This window comes from Mesorhizobium sp. WSM4807, from assembly GCF_055811615.1.
The window spans coordinates 180,393-199,533 of sequence record NZ_JBVVQY010000008.1 but is presented as its reverse complement, the minus strand read 5'-3'; the positions used below and the strand labels follow the sequence as shown (position 1 = coordinate 199,533).

Genomic DNA, 19,141 nt, shown 5'->3' with positions numbered 1-19,141 from the left:
ACGTGACCACGCCCGCAACAGCCTTTTGTGGGACGCCGTGGGGGCGATGGTGCGGCTATTGCCATGCCACGGCACGATCGCCGCGCGGCGAAGAAGCGGTCCCGGGCGATCGAATATACCCGCGGCCACCCGAAACGGGTGAAGCACTTCCGCGCTGCTCAGGATTACACGCACCACCTTGGGCTATCTCAAGCACGGGCTAAGCAGCTGACCTAGGCGTCGCCGCGCCGTTTGAACTGTGGCAGGCCCAAGTCCGCCATTACCCGCCGCTGATTGAGCAGATCGCAGATCATCGCCCAGACCGAACGGCGGGTCCTTGCAGGCGACGGTCCCCGGCTGTCGAGAGCTGATGAGCCTGTTCGAGCCGCATGCCGATGTCATCGTCAACGGCAGCCGCGACATCGAGTATGGCCATAAGCTCAATCTGACCACCGGTCGCAGAGGACTTATACTCGATCTCGTCATCGAACAGGGTACCCCAGCCAACAGCGAGACTGCTAATGCTGGAGCGCCACATCCCGTTTTGCGGCGAGCCGCCGCATCACGTGGCCTCGAGGCGGCTATATGCTAGCCACTCGCCAATCTGCGCAAGGCCAAAGCTGGGGTGGCGTGCGCGACATGCCGTTTCTCGTGAAAAGCGCGCTCAGGAATCGAAGTCAAGGTCGGCAGCTGCTCGGGTCTACCCCAAGCTGCGCAAGTTCCGCGCTGGTATCGAGGCCAGCATCTCCTGAAGGTCCTATGACGGGTAGTGGAAAGCGACCGGCGCTCTGGAAGAGTGGGGTTGCACGTCGAGGCCATCAAATGAGGTGAGAGACAAAGGTGGTGTGGCCAAATAGAGGCATATCACTCATATAACAAATTGATTTGCAAAATCTTAACATAACCTTATAGAAAAGGTATTTACCTGTGTTGTGACATAAATTAACGTAGCAGTTATCAAGGGAAGACACGAATCAAGAAGCTTTGGAACGCTTGACACAGGATGTCGATAAAAGCCACTTTTCAATAAAGGGTGGTTTTTGGCACGAGCAAATGAATGAATTTTATGACAAGCGATAATGGGCCAATGGAGTAATAGAACGTGAGAATAATTTCATTTAAACCCGACCATGATGGCACGATTGCAGCACTGGATACATCGTCAGCTGAGCTCATCTATTCATACGAGGCTGAGAAGGATAGCTTTCCCAGATACTCGACCATCACCCCGGCAACCGTTCTCGAAGCCGCTGGGCGCCTGGACGCCATTCCGGATGTGGTGGCTGTTGGTGGTTGGTTGACCGGATTCGGCGCGGACGCGGTAGGCTACTACGGCGTAGCGAAGGGGTCAGAGGTTGTCGGTCAGAAGACGATCTTCGGCAGAAAGGTGCATTTCTATTCCTCGACGCACGAGCGCTCCCATATCTGGGGTTCCTACGGCATGTCACCATTCCCCGCCGGAATGCCCTGTTATGCGCTGACCTGGGAAGGATTGTGCGGCGACTTCTATGAAATCGATGAGCGCCTGCAGGTCGTGCATTTGGGAAAAGTTATGGCGAACCCTGGCCACAAATACGCTTTCCTCTATGCGCTGGCGGATCCGAAATTCACCTTGCCCAAGGCACCGATGCGCAACGAAGACCCCGGCAAGGTGATGGCACTTAGCGCCTATGGGCAGACCGGATCGCCTGACCGGGACGAGCAGGAGCTGATCGACTTCCTGCTTCCACGCGATATGTACCCGCTCAACAAAGAGGATTTGCGGAATTCACCCTACTATAACATTGGCGTAACCCATCAGAAGTTCACCAACCTCGCCAGGCGAGTCTCGGACGCCATCTTCGATTCATTCCACGCCTTTGCAAAAAAGAACCTGACAAAGGGCTATCCGCTGCTGATCTCTGGCGGGTGCGGGTTGAATTGCGAGTGGAACCGCCGATGGATCGAAACGAAGCTTTTTTCTGATGTTTTCATTCCGCCGTGCACAAATGATACGGGCTCAGCAATTGGGACCGCAGTCGACGCAATGCGGCATTTCACAGGCAATGCTAAGATCAAATGGAACGTCTATTCGGGCCAGCCTTTCGTACTTGACCAAATTGACCGCACCGGGCTCGAGGTCCATCCACTCGACTACGGCCAAGTAGCCTCCGCGTTGCTTGATGACAAGGTGATCGGCTGGGTACAGGGGAATTGCGAAATCGGGCCACGGGCGCTCGGTAACCGGTCAGTTCTCGCGGCACCTTTCTCAAAGGCAATCCATGAGCGTTTAAACCGCATAAAAAACCGGGAGGGGTTCCGCCCGATCGCGCCGGTTTGCCTGGAAGAGGACGTCGGGCTCCACTTCGACTTGGCACGCCCGTCGCCCTATATGCTTCTTTTCCAGAAGGTTCTCGATAACCGGTTGGGGGCCGTCACCCATGTCGACGGAACTGCGCGCGCCCAGACAGTGTCGCGGGAGCAGAACCCGCACCTCTTTGAACTGCTTACCTCGTTCAAGGCGAAAAGTGGGGTTGGCGTTCTTTGCAACACATCGCTCAACTTCAGTGGCACCGGTTTCATCAATCGCGCAAGCGACTTGCTGAGCTATGCCCGGACCGCAGGACTCGACGGATTCGTTATCAACGATGCCTTTTATCTCCTCAAGGAGGCCCCGCTCACGGCATCGAGTGGACAGCAAAAGGCCGCGTAGCGGAGGAGAAAAGATCCCTCCGTCGGTGCTTTATAACCGCACCTTTTGCGCTCGCTCGACGCGGCTGCACCAGTTGCTGGAGCGCTTGGGAGGTCCCAGGTGCGCAAGCTTCTGAACCGCCCGGGTTTGCCAGAGGATCGCCTACATCATCTACACCTCGGGCTCCACAGGGACGCCCAAGGGCGTCATGGTCGAGCATCGCGGAGTGGTGCGCCTTGTGGCGGGGAACGATTTCGTAGAGATCTCCCCGCGGGACGTCGTTCTCAACGCATCTTCGCCCACATTCGACGCGACCACGTTCGAGCTCTGCGGAGCCTTGGCGAACGGCGCCAGCATTGTGCTCTATCCTGAACGTCACCTTTCGACCGCAACGCGCTGGCCCAGGTCATCCGAGATCAAGGCGTCAGCATCGCCTGGATGACTGCCCGATTGTTCGACGTCTATGTGGGGGAGGAGCGGAGTACTGATCGGCTACAGCAACTGCTGGTCGGGGGCGAAGAGGTCTCCGCGGCTTCCATAAGAACATGCCAGAAGCGACATCCGACGCTGCGGGTCTCAATGGCTATGGCCCGACAGAGAATACCACCTTCAGTCTCTGCTATTCGGTACCTGCCGTTTTCGATAGCCGGCAACGGGTGCCGCTGGGACGACCAATTCGCAATACGGTCGTCTACCTGCTGGACGGTCATGGTCAGCCGGTGCCGTTCGGGGCGGTGGGCGAGCTTTACATTGGCGGGGCAGGCGTTGCGCGTGGCTACCTGAACCTGTGGCTTCTCGGCCGAAAATACTCGGTGATGTCCTCGAACTCCACCCTTCATAAGGATATCGAGACCTATCGCAATTCGGCGTTCAAAGGCAGCCGAGCTGCGAAGCGCCTGGACCTTCTTTTGTCCCAGGACTATGGCGACAAATATTTGCTGATCGAGTTCAAGCGTCCGTCGCATAACATCACCCGTGACGACATTTCCCAGGCAGAAAAATATCGAGACGACCTTTCGTTCTCGGCTTTCGTCGACTGCCACCATGGACATCGTGATGGTCGGCAACGGGCGTGTCACGGCATTGGACACCCGCAATCTGCTCGATTCGATCTCGCTGCACTCGTACGCTAGCATCATTTCGTCTGCACCCACGGAGCTAGACTGGTTGATCGCTTCGCTGTCCAAGCCATAAGCAATGAGGCCGACGTCGCCGATCGGCCTCAGTGCGAACGTCACCTCTAGCCCGGCCGTCGAACCGAAACCTGCCGGTTCCCTGTCGGCCCCAATTCGCTCATTTCGGAACATGCGAAGGCGACTAAGTGGCGATTGAAATCAATACCACTGCGCCGCAGTGTTCATGGTTTGTGGTTCGAAAGTTGCATAAAAGGTAGTGTGGAACGCCACCGCCGAGTTTGCCTTGAGGTGACCGAGATCCGGCTCGGAGCGGTAGTGCTTGAGTGCTTGCGCAGCGTCTTAGGGTCGACGCCGATCAACCTGGCGAAGCCGAGTTCGGGAATGCCATAGCCGGCCAACGCTTCAACCTGTCGACGGAGGGCGCGATCGGCTTGGTGAGATGGTCGCGCCATCAGATTGTGTCCGCGCGGCGCTCAGCGCCTGTTGCCGCGGTTCGGGTGACCCCGGCGACGACAAACCGGACTGAAGGCTGACACAATGCTTCTGCCCGGGCCTGCTGCGAGGCCTCGTCGAATTCGGCTGAGGTTGCTTGTCCGGGCCTCGTTGCATAGCTGAGGCACTCAAACGGAACCTCGCCAAACACCTCCGCCACAGATCTCGTCCATGAAAGAACGGTGAAATGGCTTGACCATCACCCGCAATTAAACGGCCGATTGGCACCCAGCAATCAGGGGCTCTTCGAATACATGCAGCCTTCGGCCTGCCCATCCGGGCCGCGCGAGACAGTGATGCGATCAATTCGCGGGGAATGAGGCGCCAGCTTCTCCCAGATCCATTTGGCGATGTTTTCCAAGGATGGCACCGCCAAACCGTCAATGTCGTTCAGGTATGTATGGTCCAGGATTTTTTGCACCGAACTAATTCTCGGCTCTATCTCGTAAAGATTGGCCGGCCAGCCGAACACTGCGTCAGGTGAGCCCTTAAAGTGGACTCGAACCCTGAAGGTGTGGCCGTGTAACCCGGAAAATGGCTGTAGCTGGTGGGCGGCCTCGAATGTGAACTCTTTGTATGTCTCGACCATGGCGACGCTGGCAGAACGTTCCAAAATTCACTCCTTAAAATGCCGAGGGCAAAGCTTCTGACATTGTGATTGATCAGTGTCAAACGGGCTGAGCCGGCCCCTGGTTCAATGGAAAGAGGCATTAGCCCGCGATTTTACGCGCGCAGTTAACGCGGCGTTCAAGGATCGCGACGCATTGAAAGCGGGTAGTGTAGTGAGGCAAAGGATAAAATGATGTCAGGGATTCGCGGCGCACTTGCCTTAGCTGTTGCGCTTATGCTGCTGACCATATCTCCGGGGCACGTTCAGAATCAACAGCTGTTGCCGCCAAAGGAGACGCCAATCCTGTCGATCGAGGGCAAGATCCGAGTAACTAACGCCGATGGTATGGCGCAGTTCGATCGTGGGATGCTCGAGAAGATCGGTATGACCACGTTGACCACCACTACGCCTTGGTTTTCCGGGCCGGTCGAGTTTGAGGGCGTCTCACTCAAACGGATCATGGCGCTTGTCGGAGCGCACGGCACGGAAGTAGTCGCCATAGCTCTGAACGACTACCGTACGACAATTCCTCTTGAGGATTTTGACGACTTCGATGTGATATTGGCGCTGAAGCGCGATAAGCAATACATGCCGGTTAGCGATAAGGGGCCCCTCTTCGTAGTGTATCCTTACGACAGCGCTCCAGAATTGCATGCCCAAAAATACTATGCACGTTCGATTTGGCAACTTTCACGCCTGATTGTGCGATGAACAAGAGATAATTTATGCGTTGTCGCGGGGTCCTCCAGTGGGCGCTTTTCACCCCTTAAAGATAGGTCTCAGCACCGCGATCATTGTTCTCAGCGTTGGCGCAGTTTATCTTTCGACGCTCATTTTCGAGCGTCAGGAGATGCTGGCCAAGGTCTCGCGCTACAATGTGGCCTGGAGCGCAGGTCAGGGCGTGAACGAGTTTTTGCGGCTGCGTCAGCGCGTCAGCGAATTGGCGGCCGGTGAAGGCTCGAAGCAAGAGGCGCAGCTTCGGTTTGAAATTGTCAAGAATCGGCTTGAGCTGTTTCGCAGCGGCGAGTTTCAGCCGTTTGTGCTGGAAGCGGACGACCGGCAAAGGACGGTTGAATCACTATCCAACTTCCTGCATCGCGCCGAGATGCTGATCGAGCAGGTTGAGATTCCCGCAACTGCGAGAGCCATCCTATCAGAAATGGTCCCTCTGGAAGGAGACCTCATCGGTCTCGCCGCGGAGGCCAATAATTACGGCGGTCAACAGGTCGCGCGCGACCAACAAGAACTTCTGCAGCTGCATTGGACGTTCTCTGCCCTGGCTTGGGGCCTCGTGCTCTGCACGTTTGTGCTTATTGTACTTTTGGAAAGACGGCACCGACTTCTTATCCAGGCTCAGCAAACACTTCACGCGCTCAATGCGACATTGGTGCAAACGAGCGGGGACCTCGAGAAGGCCAATTCTGCAGCGCACGCTGCAAATGATGAGTTGATCACGCAAAACCGTCTATTCGATACTGCACTACACAATATGTCGCAGGGGCTTTGCATGTTCGGCGAAGACCGCCGGCTTATCGTTAGCAATCGCAGGTTGGCCGCCATGTATGGTCTGTCTCCGGAATCGCTGCGGCCGGGGAGTACCCTTGAGGATATCATACGGCTCACGGTCCAGACGGGTATCTGCTCCCGGGACAACGCCGACAATATCCATTCGGAACAACTTAGCCTGATTGCTCGAAAGAAGGGGGGTACGTTACTGCAGGAGCTGAGCGATGGTCGCGTGATTTCAATTTTGCATCAACCGATGAACAATGAAGGCTGGCTGGCTACTTACGACGATATTACCGAACGCCATCACGCTGAGGCCCAAATGGTGCACATGGCGCGCCATGACGCTCTCACTGACTTACCTAATCGAATTCTGCTTCGTGACCGGATGGTGAGTGAGCTGGCTCGGTGCCAAAGGCATCAGCGCTCTGCCGCGGTTTTCTGCTTGGATCTCGATCATTTTAAGAACGTCAATGACACGCTCGGACATTCCATAGGCGATCGGCTACTCCGCGAGGTTGCTGCCCGCATCTCAACCCTCGTTCGCCGAGAGGACACTGTGGCTAGGCTGGGAGGCGATGAATTCGTGATCCTGCAGGTGGATGTCACACAGCCAGCGGATGTTGACCAACTTGCCCAACGTATACTCGAGGTTCTTAGCGAACCATACCAGCTCGATGGGCATCAGGTCCTTATCGGGGTGAGCGTCGGCGTAGCCGTGACGTCAGGGATTGTCGACGACCCTGACACGCTTCTGAAAAATGCCGACTTGGCGCTCTACCGGGCCAAAGAACACGGGCGTGGCACATATCGCTTTTTCGAGCCCGAGATGGATGCGCGTCTTCAGCGCCGTCGGACGATTGAACTCGATTTGCGTGCCGCCGATTTTGACCAGGAGTTCGATGTAGTATTCCAGCCGATCGTGAACATTCACACGCTGCAAGTCACCACACTTGAAGCACTGTTGCGGTGGCCGGGCTGCAGACACGGACCGGTCGAAACGGAGGAAATCATCGCCATCGCCGAAGACACGGGCTTGATCGTCAACCTGGGCGAGTGGGTGTTGGAAAAAGCCTGTCGAGCAGCTGTAAAATTGCCGGGCGAGCTCAATTTCGCCGTTAATCTATCACCAACGCAGTTCATGCGAGGCGATGTCGTCGAGATGGTCTCCAGAGTACTCGCCGCTACGGGATTTCCTGCTAATCGCCTTGAACTGGAAGTGACAGAAACGTTGTTGCTTGAGGACAGCCAAAGGTCGTGCTGTGCGCTGCGGGACTTGCGTGCGCTGGGTGTCCGCATATCACTCGACGATTTTGGCACCGGTTATTCCTCGCTCGGCTATCTCAGAAAATATACCGTGGACAAGATCAAAATAGACCGTTCCTTTGTGGAGCAAATCTCCACAAATCAGGATCACATGGCGATCGTGCACGCGATTGTCAGTTTGGCCCATGCTTTGGGCATGAAGACCACGGCTGAAGGAATAGAAACTGAGGACCAGCTGGAAATTGTTCGCGCTACAGGTTGCGACGAGGTTCAGGGATATCTATTCAGCCCACCAAAATCGCTAGCTGAAATAACCGACTCCCTCGGCAATCGTAGGAGTAAAGCGGCTGTTGCGTAGCTTCTGTCAGCCCCGTGCCGTGGGGTTCTCGCCTCCGACTGGAGCCCGGAAGCCCGTTCGCTCTATGCACCTGGCTTTGGCCCGTGGGAGCTCCCTCGCCGCCATTTGGCGGCATCGGCCATACGCTCCTTTGGCGTTAGTAGGAGGGGCGCTCGGGTGTTTGGCGGTAATCTCGATCTATATCGGGCCTGGAACCGCAACAGATGACTGCGTTGGCGGAAAAATTGAAAAAATTCGATTAGCACGGTATCTCGATGTTGATCCGAATGGCCAAGCCTGAGACACCGCCGCGCTCCCTTACAAGTTGACCCTCCTATCTGTCCACATGGCCGCGACCTTCGCCCTGCGCAGCCTAGCCGTTTCCGTGATTGCACGCTCGTCATTCTCCTCGGAGATCAGCCGCATCCGGCGCAGGCTGGTGTTATCCTGCCGCCGTCTTTAGTCGTTGTCCCTTCCCAACAAGGCGACCGGCAGCCTGGCATACGCGGGAATCTTGGCGGCAAAAGAGGCGGACCGCCGTATGAGGCGCAATGGGACGCGTCATGGGCTGAGGTTTGCAGGAGCTGCTGGCTCGGCGCTGGAGGGACTATCCCCAGCCTCGCGACCGTCAAGGAGGTCATGGACAGACTTGCCGAACTCGGCCCGGCTGCTCAACGTCAAGCCGGTCTGGCAGATCGCATCGCCAAGATGGAAGAAGATCAGGCTCCCTTCTTGCGCGAGCTTGCTGGCTGCAGAACTCGGATTGGAGCGACCAGCAGACAGTGCCCTGAGACTTTGGGCGCTGATGTACGCCAGAGTGGAAGAGGCCGGACGAAAAAGGCAGAAAGGGAATCCAAGCAGCTTGCTCTCTAGGATCAGAGTCTCAAAATCCGGGACCTGGAGGCGGAAATCGCGATTTGCGAGCGACGCAAATCTGAAATGACGCAGCTGTTCGGTATATCTTCGTTGCAGGACGTAGAAAAAAGCTGCGCATGATCGAGCAAAGGAGAGACTTGCGACGGCGTTGCAATACCATCGAACATGAAATCCGAGAGGCGCTATCAATCCAAGACATGGGCGATGTCGAAGCGATGCTTGACGCCGCGGATCGGCCGGCGCTGGAGGCCGAGCAGGTAGAACTCAGGGCCCCGGATCGAGGATCAGGATCGGCGCGTACGAGAGTTGTTTACGGCATACAGCAAAGCGTCCGACGAGATGGAAGCCGTCGACGGCGATAGTGCCGTAGCTGCTCTTGATGAGCAAAGGCGCACGGTTCTCCTGGAAATCGAGGATAAGGCGTTCAGCTACTTCCGCCTCAGGGCCGGCATCGTCGCAGCCGAGCAGGCCTTGCGCCTCTATCGCGACAGGCATCGCAGTTCGATGATGCTTCGCGCCTCGGCAGCTTTTCAGGTGATCAGCCGGGGCGCCTATCGTGGTCTGGCGACCCAGCCCGACAAGGACACCGAAGTCCTTATTGGCATCGGGGCTGTTGGAAGTTCCAAGCTGGCTCAGGAAATGTCAAAGGGGACGCGCTTCCAACTGTATCTCGCGCTCAGGGTTGCCGGCTACCACGAGTTCGCCCAATCTCGAACTCCTGTTCCCTTCATCGCCGACGACATCATGAAGACGTTCGGCGACTTCCGTGCCGTGAACGCCTTCCGGCTGTTCGCCGACATCGCGAAAGTGGGGCAGGTAATCTATCTGACGCATCACCAGCATCTTTGCGATATCGCCCGGCGGGTTTGCCCCAATGCGCGCATACACGAGCTGGCCGTGCCGCTCGAGCCGGAACGCCGAGCTGCGTGAGACGTCGAAGCCCGAGAGCTGCCCTATCAAGGCCGGCCGGGCCGGCGACCAGCACCCGGCAGCCGGGCAGCGCGCCAAAAGGACCCCGCCCGTCATATGAACTGCATCCCTCCTAGTGCGTCGCAACATTTTGATGCTGCACTGCGGAACTTTGCGGTAAAGCGGGAGTTCTCTGTGCTTCTAGCAAGCGAGGGCTCGATGAGGCGCTACAAGATTCTGCCGTCGGAATCAGGGCTGTGGTCTGTGATCGATAGCCTGACAGGGCTTCCCGCCGAGAGATACGGTCGGCCGCTCACCGGGCTGACCCGGTACGAGGCCGAAGAGGCTGCCTTTAACCTCAGCGAGAGCACTCCGCCATGGATGGCCTTGGTCAGACGTCGCAGACCTTAATCAAGGCTGCCGTTTCCACGGATGGTCGGACGCGATGCGCCTCCCACCCCATCACACCCGTTCGCGTAACCTCTCACCTCTTCCTTCTGGATGCGTGCGTCATGGCAGGGGGCGCATGTGCTCCCCAGTTCGCCCTGGCATAAGAGCCGGACCGTCGCGGTGCGCCACCAGATGGTTCGCGACCGTGGCCGGAACCGTCCCCGTTCTCTTGCCGATGAAGTGCGGGGTGCCCGACACCGAAATGGCGCGCGAGCCCCCGAACCTTCTGCCGATCCTGACACGGGCGATCGACTGGAACCTCATCGAGCAGCAGTATGATGAGTTGATCAAATATGCGGCGGCCCTGCAGCACCGCACGGCCGATGCGGAATCGATCCTGCGCCGCTTTGCGCGGGCGAGCGTGCAGCGCCCAAGCTACAAGGCGCCGGCCCAACTCGGCAAGGCAATCAAGACCATTTTTCTCACCGCTATCTCGGCTCGGAAGCCTTCCGGCGCGAAATCCACGAAGTGTCGCTTGGCGGTTAATAGTGAGAACGCAGTCGTTCAGTCACGTTTGGCAGTTTATTGCGAGAATGGCGTAGCTCGGATTCTCCTTTTTAACTGCAATCGCATCAGTGTGAAGGTCATGAATCCTTTTCATTTTATAAATCGGAATTCCGCTTGCAGTGGTGCTGAACTCCCTGGCGAGGCGACCGGCATCTTCGTGCTGGAGGAGAATATCGGACCGGTGCGTTGCGCGGTGAGCAAGCACGACGGCCCGACCTTCGACGAGTTCGATCTGGCGAAACTGCCGCTCTTTCGCAACGTGGTCGATCTTCAGCGACAGCCTAGCGACCCCGGCTTCTAAACGCCGTCATGGAGTAGCTCCTGCACTCGTTCGACCGAAATGTCCGATGCAAAGATCAGGTCGTGAGGGAATGTCCCTTCCCCGCAGATGATCGGCAGTCGCTCGATCGCGCGACGCGCGGGATCGGCTTCTTCCGTGAACCAGCAGGTCGATATCAGAAAAAGGTTGCGGCGGTTACCGCGAACCCATGGCTGGCGCAGCAAGCGCTCTTTTCAGCAAGCGCCCTGGTCGGGAGCCGGTGAGGATGAAATTCGGCTCGGGTGCGACGATTACATGCTCGAGGTTCCATTCGGTCATCCCGTGCGTGTCTATAGCGACCTTCTTGTGTCCGAAACTGAACAAGAATGTCGGAGCCCCACCCGCTGGCCGTTACAGCCAGGCACCGGCCGGCGAGCAAGCGGTGGAACGAAACGGAGCGGACATCCCGGCACGCAAATTGCTTTGATCTGGTAAGTGAGACGTCGGCAGGGCGTCGCGGAGGACCGAGAAATCAACCAGGAGCGTGCTCGATGCCCGCAATGAGACGGCCAGAACAGGACGATGAACCCAACCACACCTGGGGAGCTGGACCGCTATAGCCAGCCGCGGCGCCTCCTCGTAGATCGCGCCTCCTTCAGCCAAGCCGTCCACCAGCACTACCAGGACCACCCTATGCAGCTCTCCAACCTGGCCACAGCGCGCATGTACATTCAAGCGCGCCCCTCAGCCTTGCGTGGTCCGCTCGAAGCGCGCCAGGAACGCATTGTGTGTGGACGAGGAACGTGCGCTTGGCAGCTCAGGGGGCGCGAGCGCTCTCGCACTCCTCCGATGCGCCGCACCCGTTCTTCTGATCAGCCGGTTTGACCCGCCATGTCGCCTTTGCATTTCATCTATCGTCCCTTTGAGACGCTTATCCGCCCGCTGGATATCCCCTACGCGCCTTTGCCGGCAACAGGTCCGTTTGCGCTGCTTCTGCATTTCGCACGCATGTTCCGTGGCGTGCTGGCGGCCATCGCCGTCTTCATGATGGCGGTCGAGGGAATCAACCTCGCGGTGATCTGGGGCATGTATATCATTGTGGACGGGGTGAGCACGAACGGTGCGGCGGTTTTCCTTGAGGAAGCTTGGCCTATGCTCACGTTCCTCGGCCTGCTGATGTTCCCCGCGCAACCGCTGCTGATGTTCATCGCCAATACATTGGGTTCCCAGGCTGTGTCCGTATGCATGCCCGCGGCTATGCAATGGCATGGCTACAAGGCGGTCGAACGTCAGGACCTTGCATTTTTCCACGATCTCTTCGCCGGCCAGGTGGCGTCGCGCATTTCGCAACTCGCCTCCGCCGTGCAGCAGCAGATCGTCGTAGCGTCGTACAGCATACCGTATTTTCTCGTGCAGTTTCTCGGTTCGCTTTTGCTGCTGGCCACGCTGTCCTGGCCGCTAGCGCTTCCGGTCTTTTTTTGGATCATGGCGAACGTCGCAGTCGCGGTTGTGGCAGTGCCATGTTTTGCCGTGCGGTCCCGCCACTCTGCCCGCGCGCGCAGCCTCGTCGTCGGCGCCATGACCGACCTCTACAGCAACATCCACGTGGTCAAGCTGTTTGCGGCCGAAGACAGCGAGGCGGACGCAATGCGCACCATCATGGGAGATGCCATCGAGACGCAACAGCTTGAACGGCGCATCCACTTAACAACCGACACCAGCGTCGTCCTGCTGAACGTCCTTCTTTCGCTGACCAACATCGCCGTCGGGCTCTGGGGACTCGTGGCCGGTTTTGTCACCACCGGCCAATTTGTTGCTTCAATCGCACTCGTTCAGCGGCTCAACGCCAACTCCCTGGCCTTTCTCCAGCTAGGACAGCAGATATTCCAGGCTGTGGGCACGATACGCGACGCGATGCCGGTCATCACCACGCCTTCAACGGTAACCGATGTCTCCGGAGCCAGGCCGCTGGCCGTTATCGCTGGCACGGTCGAGTTCAGGGATATCCGGTTCGAATACCGGCAAGGAAAAGGGGTAATCGAGAATCTATCGCTCAGGGTCCGCGCCGGCGAGAAGGTCGGGCTCGTCGGCATGTCGGGGTCCGGCAAGTCAACGCTTGTCAGCCTGCTTCTGCGGTTCTTCGACGTAAACGATGGCGCAATCTTCGTCGACGGCCAGGATATCCGTTCGGTGACGCAGGCAAGCCTGCGTCAGAATATCGGGGTCGTGACCCAGGATGTCTCGTTGCTCCATCGCTCTGTCGGGGACAATATCCGTTACGGCCGGCCGGATGCCTCGCCGGAGGAGGTCGAACGCGCCGCAATGCTGGCCGATGCGGACGGTTTCGTGGCCGATCTCAAGGACAGCGAAAACCGCACCGGCTACGATGCTTTCGTCGGTGACCGCGGGGTGAAGCTTTCTGGCGGCCAGCGTCAGCGGGTCGCCATCGCTCGGGTGCTGCTTAAGGACGCGCCAATCCTCCTTCTAGACGAGGCGACTTCTGCCCTGGACAGTGAAGCCGAGGCGGCGGTCCAAGAAAAACTCGAGCTTATAATGGAGGGCAAGACGGTGATCGCCATTGCCCACCGCCTGTCGACGATTGCCAGCATGGACAGGATCGTCGTGCTCGACAAAGGGCGCATCGTTGAGGAGGGCTCCCCCTCGGAGCTACTCAAACGCGACGGCCTGTATGCCCGCCTGTGGCGGCGGCAGACCGGCGGCCACATTGCCGACAGTTCCGAGGAGAGATAAGCCGACTGGAAGGTCGTTCGTCACGGCTCCGCGCTGCTCGCAATGCTTGGCTGTTGTCGTAGAGAGCGGGCATGTTCGCGTTAGACAAATCTCGGCTTTCGCCGCCTCCGTCGCAAATGTGTGGGAATGGGCGACGAGATTGCCACAAGAGCTCTTCGGTTCTATCGCGAGAAGCTGACCGCCCGCGGCCGTGCCGATGCTGGTACCGCCGAGTCTTAAGCAGTGGTGATCGCTCGACTTCGTCTCCGACCGTTCCACATCCTCATCGTTTGCCGACGCCACTGCAATTGGCCCCGCAACGGGGTCGCGAGCCGGAGTTCAACCAGGCCGTTCGCCCTAAAACTGATCCAGCTCAAGGCAGCCCACCGCTACCCATGTAGAACGGGCAACGAGCGCGGTGCGCACCAGACAAAGGGCAATGACCAAAGCCGTCCTCGACCTCGCATCGGAGTTCAACGTCTTTGCACCAATGCCCAGGAATGGTCGACGCGACAAACAACTCCCCGCGTACAGGCGCTGAGAGCCGCCGACGTTTAACGGAAAATCACAAACGGGCTATCCCGATCCCTGGGGGGCCAAGGAGGCCGCCCCGTGAATCGCTGCACATCATCAGTTGCAATTCTTGCTTTCGCCACCGTCTGCACATTGTCTGCCGTCGCTACGGCGGCGGATCGGACCATCTATGCAGCGCCCGACAAGAGCCTCGTGTTTCTTAGTGGCGTCGGCTACACGTGGCTCAAGGCCAACGAGCTTGTCTACGACAGGGGCAGATCACAATGGGCACGAACAATCCGCCGCTTTCGCCCGAGGACGTCGAACGCTTCGGGCCTGATCCCCTTACCAGCTTCCGCACCAATCTGGCGTCGGTTGAAGAGCGCATCACGCTTGCTTGCGCACGGGCCGGACGCGACCGTGCCTCCGTGCGGTTGCTGCCGATCACCAAGACGGTGCCGGCCCATATCCTGCGATATGCCTTCGACGTCGGCATCAGCACCTTCGGCGAGAACAAGATCCAGGAGGCAATGACAAAGAGCGAGGCGCTTCACGATCTCGCCATCGACTGGAGCATCGTCGGACATCTGCAGACCAACAAGGCCAAATATCTGGCCCGCTTCGCGCGTGAGTTTCATGCGCTCGACAGCCTGCGGCTCGCCGACCTTCTGAACACGAGGCTGGACCGCGAAGATCGCTTCCTCGACGTCTATGTGCAGGTCAACACGTCTGGCGAGGACAGCAAGTTCGGCCTTCATCCGAACGCACTGCTGCCCTTCGTGGAAACCCTCGATCAGTTTCCCCGTCTCCGGCCATGCGGGTTGATGACACTTGCGCTGTTTTCCTCCGACATGGCCAAGGTGCGGCCTTGCTTCATTCTGCTGCGCCGGCTGCGGGACAAAGCCGTGAAGCACAACGCCGCGCTCACCGGGCTCTCCATGGGTATGACCGGAGACTTCGAGGAAGCCATCGAGGAAGGCGCCACTGTCGTGCGCGTCGGTCAGGCCCTCTTTGGCAAGCGGCCGACGCCTGACGGCCACTACTGGCCGGGTTTCGCCCCCACCGATCGAGGAATTGAACCATGATTTTTCGCAAACGGCCTGTCTGCTTTTCCGATCACCCCCGCCGATCGTTCCGGCCGGGTCGACGTTGACGCGCTACGGAAACTGGTCAGCCGGCTGATCGCGGCTGAGGTCGATTCCATCGGCCTGCTCGGCAGCACCGGCATTTATATGTCACTAATGCTTTCGCCAATCATCAATGTTGCAGAGATGGGCGCAGCGGCGAAGCTGCCAATCTCCCTCCTTGCGGGGGAGATGGCCGGCAGGCCAGGGCGAAACATTCCAGATACGCTGTTGAAGCATATCTCGCCGCTGAGTTGGGAACATATCAACCTGACAGGCATCTACACCTGGGACACCGAGCATCAGATGCCCGAAGGCTTTCGAACCCTTAGGCTACCGACCCCAACCCGGCGGGCCGCATGAGTTTCACGATCCGTTCGGGCTTAGCGCAAGATTTTGTACAGCTCTTGTCCTCACCCCAGATTGTGAGCTAAGGACACCTTTCGTCCTGACAATCATGGTATCCTGCAAAGAAGATGCGGAGTGGCAAGCGGCCAGTCACTCGGACACTGGCTGCCTGTGGGAATGTCCACGAGGCGACACTTGGGTGAATAATAAATGGGCACGTTGAGTAAGATGACGAGACGATATTTCGGAACGGACGGGATCCGGGGAGGGGCCAACAAATTTCCGATGACCGCCGAGGTTGCGATGAAGGTCGGCATGGCTGCCGGCCTGTCGTTCCAGCGCGGCCACCATCGCCATCGCGTCGTGCTCGGCAAGGATACGCGGCTGTCGGGCTATATGATCGAGAACGCGCTGGTCGCGGGCTTCTGTGCCGCCGGCATGGATGTGTTCCTGCTGGGGCCGATTCCGACGCCGGCGGTCGCCATGCTGGCGCGGTCGCTGCGCGCCGATATCGGCGTGATGATCTCGGCCTCGCACAACCCCTATTACGATAACGGCATCAAGCTGTTCGGCCCCGACGGCTACAAGCTGTCGGACGAGATCGAGATGCGCATCGAGGCGCTGCTCGACCAGGATGTCGACATTTCGCTGGCCGACGCGGATGGGCTCGGGCGCGCCAAGCGCGTGGACGGCGTGCACGACCGCTATATCGAATTCGCCAAGCGCACTCTGCCGCGGTCCATGTCGCTGGCGGGCCTGCGCATCGTGGTCGATTGCGCCAACGGCGCCGCCTACAAGGTGGCGCCGGCAGCGCTTTGGGAACTCGGCGCCGAGGTCATCACCATCAACAACGAGCCGAACGGCTTCAACATCAACGAGGAATGCGGTTCGATGCACCCGGTGGGCCTCTCCAAGAAGGTTCATGAAGTGCGCGCCGACATCGGCATAGCGCTCGATGGCGACGCCGACCGCATGGTCATCGTCGACGAGAACGGCGCTGTCGTCGACGGCGACCAGATTATGGCGCTGATCGCCGAATCCTGGCATCAGAGCGGCCGCCTGGCAGGCGGCGGCGTCGTCGCCACCGTCATGTCCAATCTTGGCCTCGAACGCTTCCTCGGTGAAGCCGGCCTGCAATTTCACCGAACCCAGGTCGGCGACCGTTACGTGGTCGAGCACATGCGCGCGCATGGGCTGAATGTCGGCGGCGAGCAGTCCGGCCATATCGTGCTGTCTGATTTCTCCACCACCGGCGACGGGCTGGTCTCGGCGCTGCAGGTGCTGGCCTGCATCAAGCGCCAGAACAAGCCGGTCAGCGAGATCTGCAAAAAGTTCGAGCCGGTGCCGCAGCTCCTGAAGAATGTGCGCTTTTCCAGCGGCGAGCCCCTGGAGACGGCACCCGTCAAGGCCGCGATCGAGGATGCCCGCAACCGGCTCGGCAAGTCCGGCCGCCTAGTGATCCGGCCTTCCGGCACCGAGCCCCTGATTCGGGTTATGGCCGAGGGCGACGACCAGAAGCTGGTCGAGACGGTGGTGAACGACATCGTCGGCGTCATGGCCGAGATCAAGACCGCTGCCTAGACGTGCGGCGATTGATGCGCCGATGGTCCTGCTCGATCCAATTGTTGAGATACTTGCTCTTGCGGATTCGGATCGGCTTCAGCGCTCGTCGCGATCGATTCCGCAGACGGTGTTCGGCGTCGCGGGAAATGATCGCCTCATGATTGGTCGGGCTGCCGTCGATGACGATGCGATCCGGTCTGCCGTGGCGCTCCAGGGCCTTCCGGAAGAAGCGCTTGGCTGCCGGCAGGTCGCGGTGTTCGCTGAAGAAGAACTCGACCGTGTCGCCGACGCCGTCGACGGCACGATAGATACATCCATTGGCCGCGTATCTTGATGTATGTCTCGTCCATGTGCCACTTGCCGGTGACGGCGCGCTTGCCCGTTGAAGCGCTCCAGAAGCTGGGGCGAGAAGTGGACGACCCAGCGGTGCACAGTCGAATGGTCGACGTTCAGGCCGCGTTCGGCCATCATCTCCTCCGGACGCGCAGGCCGAGATTGTAGGCCAGATACCAGCGCACGCACAGCAACGCGTGGCGCGGGGGGCTTCCGGGAACCAAAAGCAATGCTGTATGCGGTGGGCACGGGCGTATTTATCGCCGGATATACGGTCGTAGATGGTTTAGGCGCCGAAAGCGCAGCAAGCTACACTTTCTGGTCTCACCTCTTCAACGGTATTCCGATAACCTTGGTGGCGTTGTATCTGCGAAGGGGGCAGGTTCGGGTCTCGCTGCAGAAATGCTGGAAGGTCGGAGTGCTCGGGGGCATGATTTCTCTGTTGGCGTATTGGATTGTCACTTGGGCAATGACAAAAGCGCCTTTGGCTTTGGTATCCGCAGTCCGGGAATCAAGCATGGTGTTCGCTGGGGACTGTCAGGAATTCTGTGCGCTGAGCTTCGTCGGTACGAAATGCACCCACCCCCACGACAAGAGGCGTTTTGCCGCCGATGCATTCCACGGCAGCCTGGACGGCACGCTTCCTTTGCTCCCTCGTGAGGTAAGCATAGCCGCCCGTGCTTCCGAGCAGCCCGATGGAGTCTGCTCCCGCGTGGTGAATGCGCTCGAGAAAACGAGCCAGTACCTCGGTGTCGACATGCCCTTCCGTATCGGTTGGCGTGAGGGGGAACGCCGACAGGCCACGAAACAAAGTCATCATCTATCTTTTCGAAACTACATACGGGAAAGCAGCATGCGCAGCCCGGCGAACGCGAAGAAGATCGCCAGCAGACTTTCGATCCAGCGGCGACAGCGGCGATACAGAGCCACCATCGGCGGTGTGGAGAAGACAATGGCGTAGCCGCAGAAGATCGTGACACTTAGGACGGCACAGCCGCCCAATATCGCCGCGATGCTCTGCCACGACGAATTCGGGCCGATCCCCAGCGTGACGAGCGCGATCCATGCCAGCACGGATTTTGGGTTCGCCAAATGCATCAAGAGGCCCCTTCTATAGAGCTCACCCCGTGAAAGAGCGACTTCGTCGGCCGACGCGCGTGCCGCCAGCTTCTCGTTCGACGTAAGCGCCGACCGTCCCGCCCTGAAGGCGAGGAATAGCAGGTAGAGGCCGCCGAAAATCTGCAGAACGAGCAGTGCCTGGGCGTACCTGGCCAACAGGGCGGAGATGCCGGTCGAGGCCATCAGACCCCAGAAGATCGAGCCGCTGACGACGCCCGAGGCGAGCATGAGCGCAGCACCTCTGCCGCGAGCCATCGCCACGCCCATGATGCGCATGTTGCTGGGGCCCGGGCTTCCCGCGGCAATGACATATGCAGCAAAGACAATGAGCAACTGATGGAGATCGACATTCATTCTCGGAGCCCTTGAAATTCTCATTCAAATCAATAAATGCGACCGCTCGACCGGAAACG

Annotated in this window: 11 protein-coding genes and 6 pseudogenes; 13 read left to right on the top strand and 4 right to left on the bottom strand. The window is 58.9% G+C overall.

The window, feature by feature from the left end:
• Window positions 1–16 precede the first annotated feature (16 nt).
• From AC0L3N_RS13350 to AC0L3N_RS13335, 4 genes and pseudogenes are all read left to right on the top strand, one after another.
• Window positions 17–728, top strand: a pseudogene (locus AC0L3N_RS13350) (ISNCY family transposase); the annotation flags it as partial.
• 353 nt (window positions 729–1,081) lie between these two features.
• Window positions 1,082–2,671, top strand: coding sequence for a carbamoyltransferase C-terminal domain-containing protein (locus AC0L3N_RS13345; RefSeq protein ID WP_473547995.1), 1,590 nt, complete (start codon window positions 1,082–1,084; stop codon window positions 2,669–2,671).
• Between the two features lie 136 nt (window positions 2,672–2,807).
• Window positions 2,808–3,092 carry an AMP-binding protein gene (locus AC0L3N_RS13340; RefSeq protein WP_473548081.1) on the top strand — a complete coding sequence of 95 codons (285 nt, stop codon included), beginning with the start codon at window positions 2,808–2,810 and terminating at the stop codon, window positions 3,090–3,092.
• Window positions 3,093–3,195: 103 nt separating this feature from the next.
• Window positions 3,196–3,783 (top strand): AMP-binding protein, encoded by a 588-nt coding sequence (locus tag AC0L3N_RS13335; RefSeq protein ID WP_473547994.1) that lies wholly within the window; start codon window positions 3,196–3,198, stop codon window positions 3,781–3,783.
• Between the two features lie 730 nt (window positions 3,784–4,513).
• On the opposite strand, the gene AC0L3N_RS13330 is transcribed toward AC0L3N_RS13335, so the two are convergent.
• Window positions 4,514–4,891, bottom strand: a complete 378-nt coding sequence (locus AC0L3N_RS13330; protein WP_473547993.1) for a 6-carboxytetrahydropterin synthase — start codon at window positions 4,889–4,891, stop codon at window positions 4,514–4,516.
• Window positions 4,892–5,080: 189 nt separating this feature from the next.
• On the opposite strand from AC0L3N_RS13330, the gene AC0L3N_RS13325 reads away from it, so the two are divergent.
• From AC0L3N_RS13325 to glmM, 9 genes and pseudogenes are all read left to right on the top strand, one after another.
• Window positions 5,081–5,599 (top strand): putative pterin-binding protein, encoded by a 519-nt coding sequence (locus tag AC0L3N_RS13325; protein WP_473547991.1) that lies wholly within the window; start codon window positions 5,081–5,083, stop codon window positions 5,597–5,599.
• 37 nt (window positions 5,600–5,636) lie between these two features.
• Window positions 5,637–8,018: a putative bifunctional diguanylate cyclase/phosphodiesterase gene (locus tag AC0L3N_RS13320; protein ID WP_473547990.1), complete on the top strand. Its 2,382-nt coding sequence runs from the start codon at window positions 5,637–5,639 to the stop codon at window positions 8,016–8,018.
• Between the two features lie 1,194 nt (window positions 8,019–9,212).
• Window positions 9,213–9,803 (top strand): ATP-binding protein, encoded by a 591-nt coding sequence (locus tag AC0L3N_RS13315; RefSeq protein WP_473547989.1) that lies wholly within the window; start codon window positions 9,213–9,215, stop codon window positions 9,801–9,803.
• Window positions 9,804–10,410: 607 nt separating this feature from the next.
• Window positions 10,411–10,697: pseudogene (locus AC0L3N_RS13310) on the top strand (Tn3 family transposase); the annotation flags it as partial.
• A 151-nt stretch (window positions 10,698–10,848) separates the two neighbouring features.
• Window positions 10,849–10,986, top strand: a pseudogene (locus AC0L3N_RS13305) (phenazine biosynthesis protein PhzF); the annotation flags it as partial.
• A gap of 903 nt (window positions 10,987–11,889) precedes the next feature.
• Window positions 11,890–13,749, top strand: coding sequence for an ABC transporter ATP-binding protein (locus AC0L3N_RS13300; protein ID WP_473547988.1), 1,860 nt, complete (start codon window positions 11,890–11,892; stop codon window positions 13,747–13,749).
• 776 nt (window positions 13,750–14,525) lie between these two features.
• Window positions 14,526–15,326, top strand: a complete 801-nt coding sequence (locus tag AC0L3N_RS13295; RefSeq protein ID WP_473547987.1) for a YggS family pyridoxal phosphate-dependent enzyme — start codon at window positions 14,526–14,528, stop codon at window positions 15,324–15,326.
• A 15-nt stretch (window positions 15,327–15,341) separates the two neighbouring features.
• Window positions 15,342–15,458 (top strand): annotated as a pseudogene (locus AC0L3N_RS13290) (dihydrodipicolinate synthase family protein); the annotation flags it as partial.
• A gap of 483 nt (window positions 15,459–15,941) precedes the next feature.
• Complete coding sequence (glmM, locus tag AC0L3N_RS13285) at window positions 15,942–17,294, top strand: phosphoglucosamine mutase (protein ID WP_473548080.1); 1,353 nt, start codon at window positions 15,942–15,944, stop codon at window positions 17,292–17,294.
• A 4-nt stretch (window positions 17,295–17,298) separates the two neighbouring features.
• On the opposite strand, the pseudogene AC0L3N_RS13280 reads toward glmM, so the two are convergent.
• The 3 genes and pseudogenes from AC0L3N_RS13280 to AC0L3N_RS13270 form a co-directional block, all read right to left on the bottom strand.
• A pseudogene (locus AC0L3N_RS13280) lies at window positions 17,299–17,839 on the bottom strand (IS6 family transposase); the annotation flags it as partial.
• A gap of 323 nt (window positions 17,840–18,162) precedes the next feature.
• Window positions 18,163–18,426, bottom strand: a pseudogene (locus tag AC0L3N_RS13275) (dihydrodipicolinate synthase family protein); the annotation flags it as partial.
• Window positions 18,427–18,443: 17 nt separating this feature from the next.
• A complete protein-coding gene (locus AC0L3N_RS13270) occupies window positions 18,444–19,082 on the bottom strand; it encodes a LysE family translocator (RefSeq protein ID WP_077378777.1) in 639 nt (212 codons plus the stop codon).
• Between the last annotated feature and the right edge of the window lie 59 nt (window positions 19,083–19,141).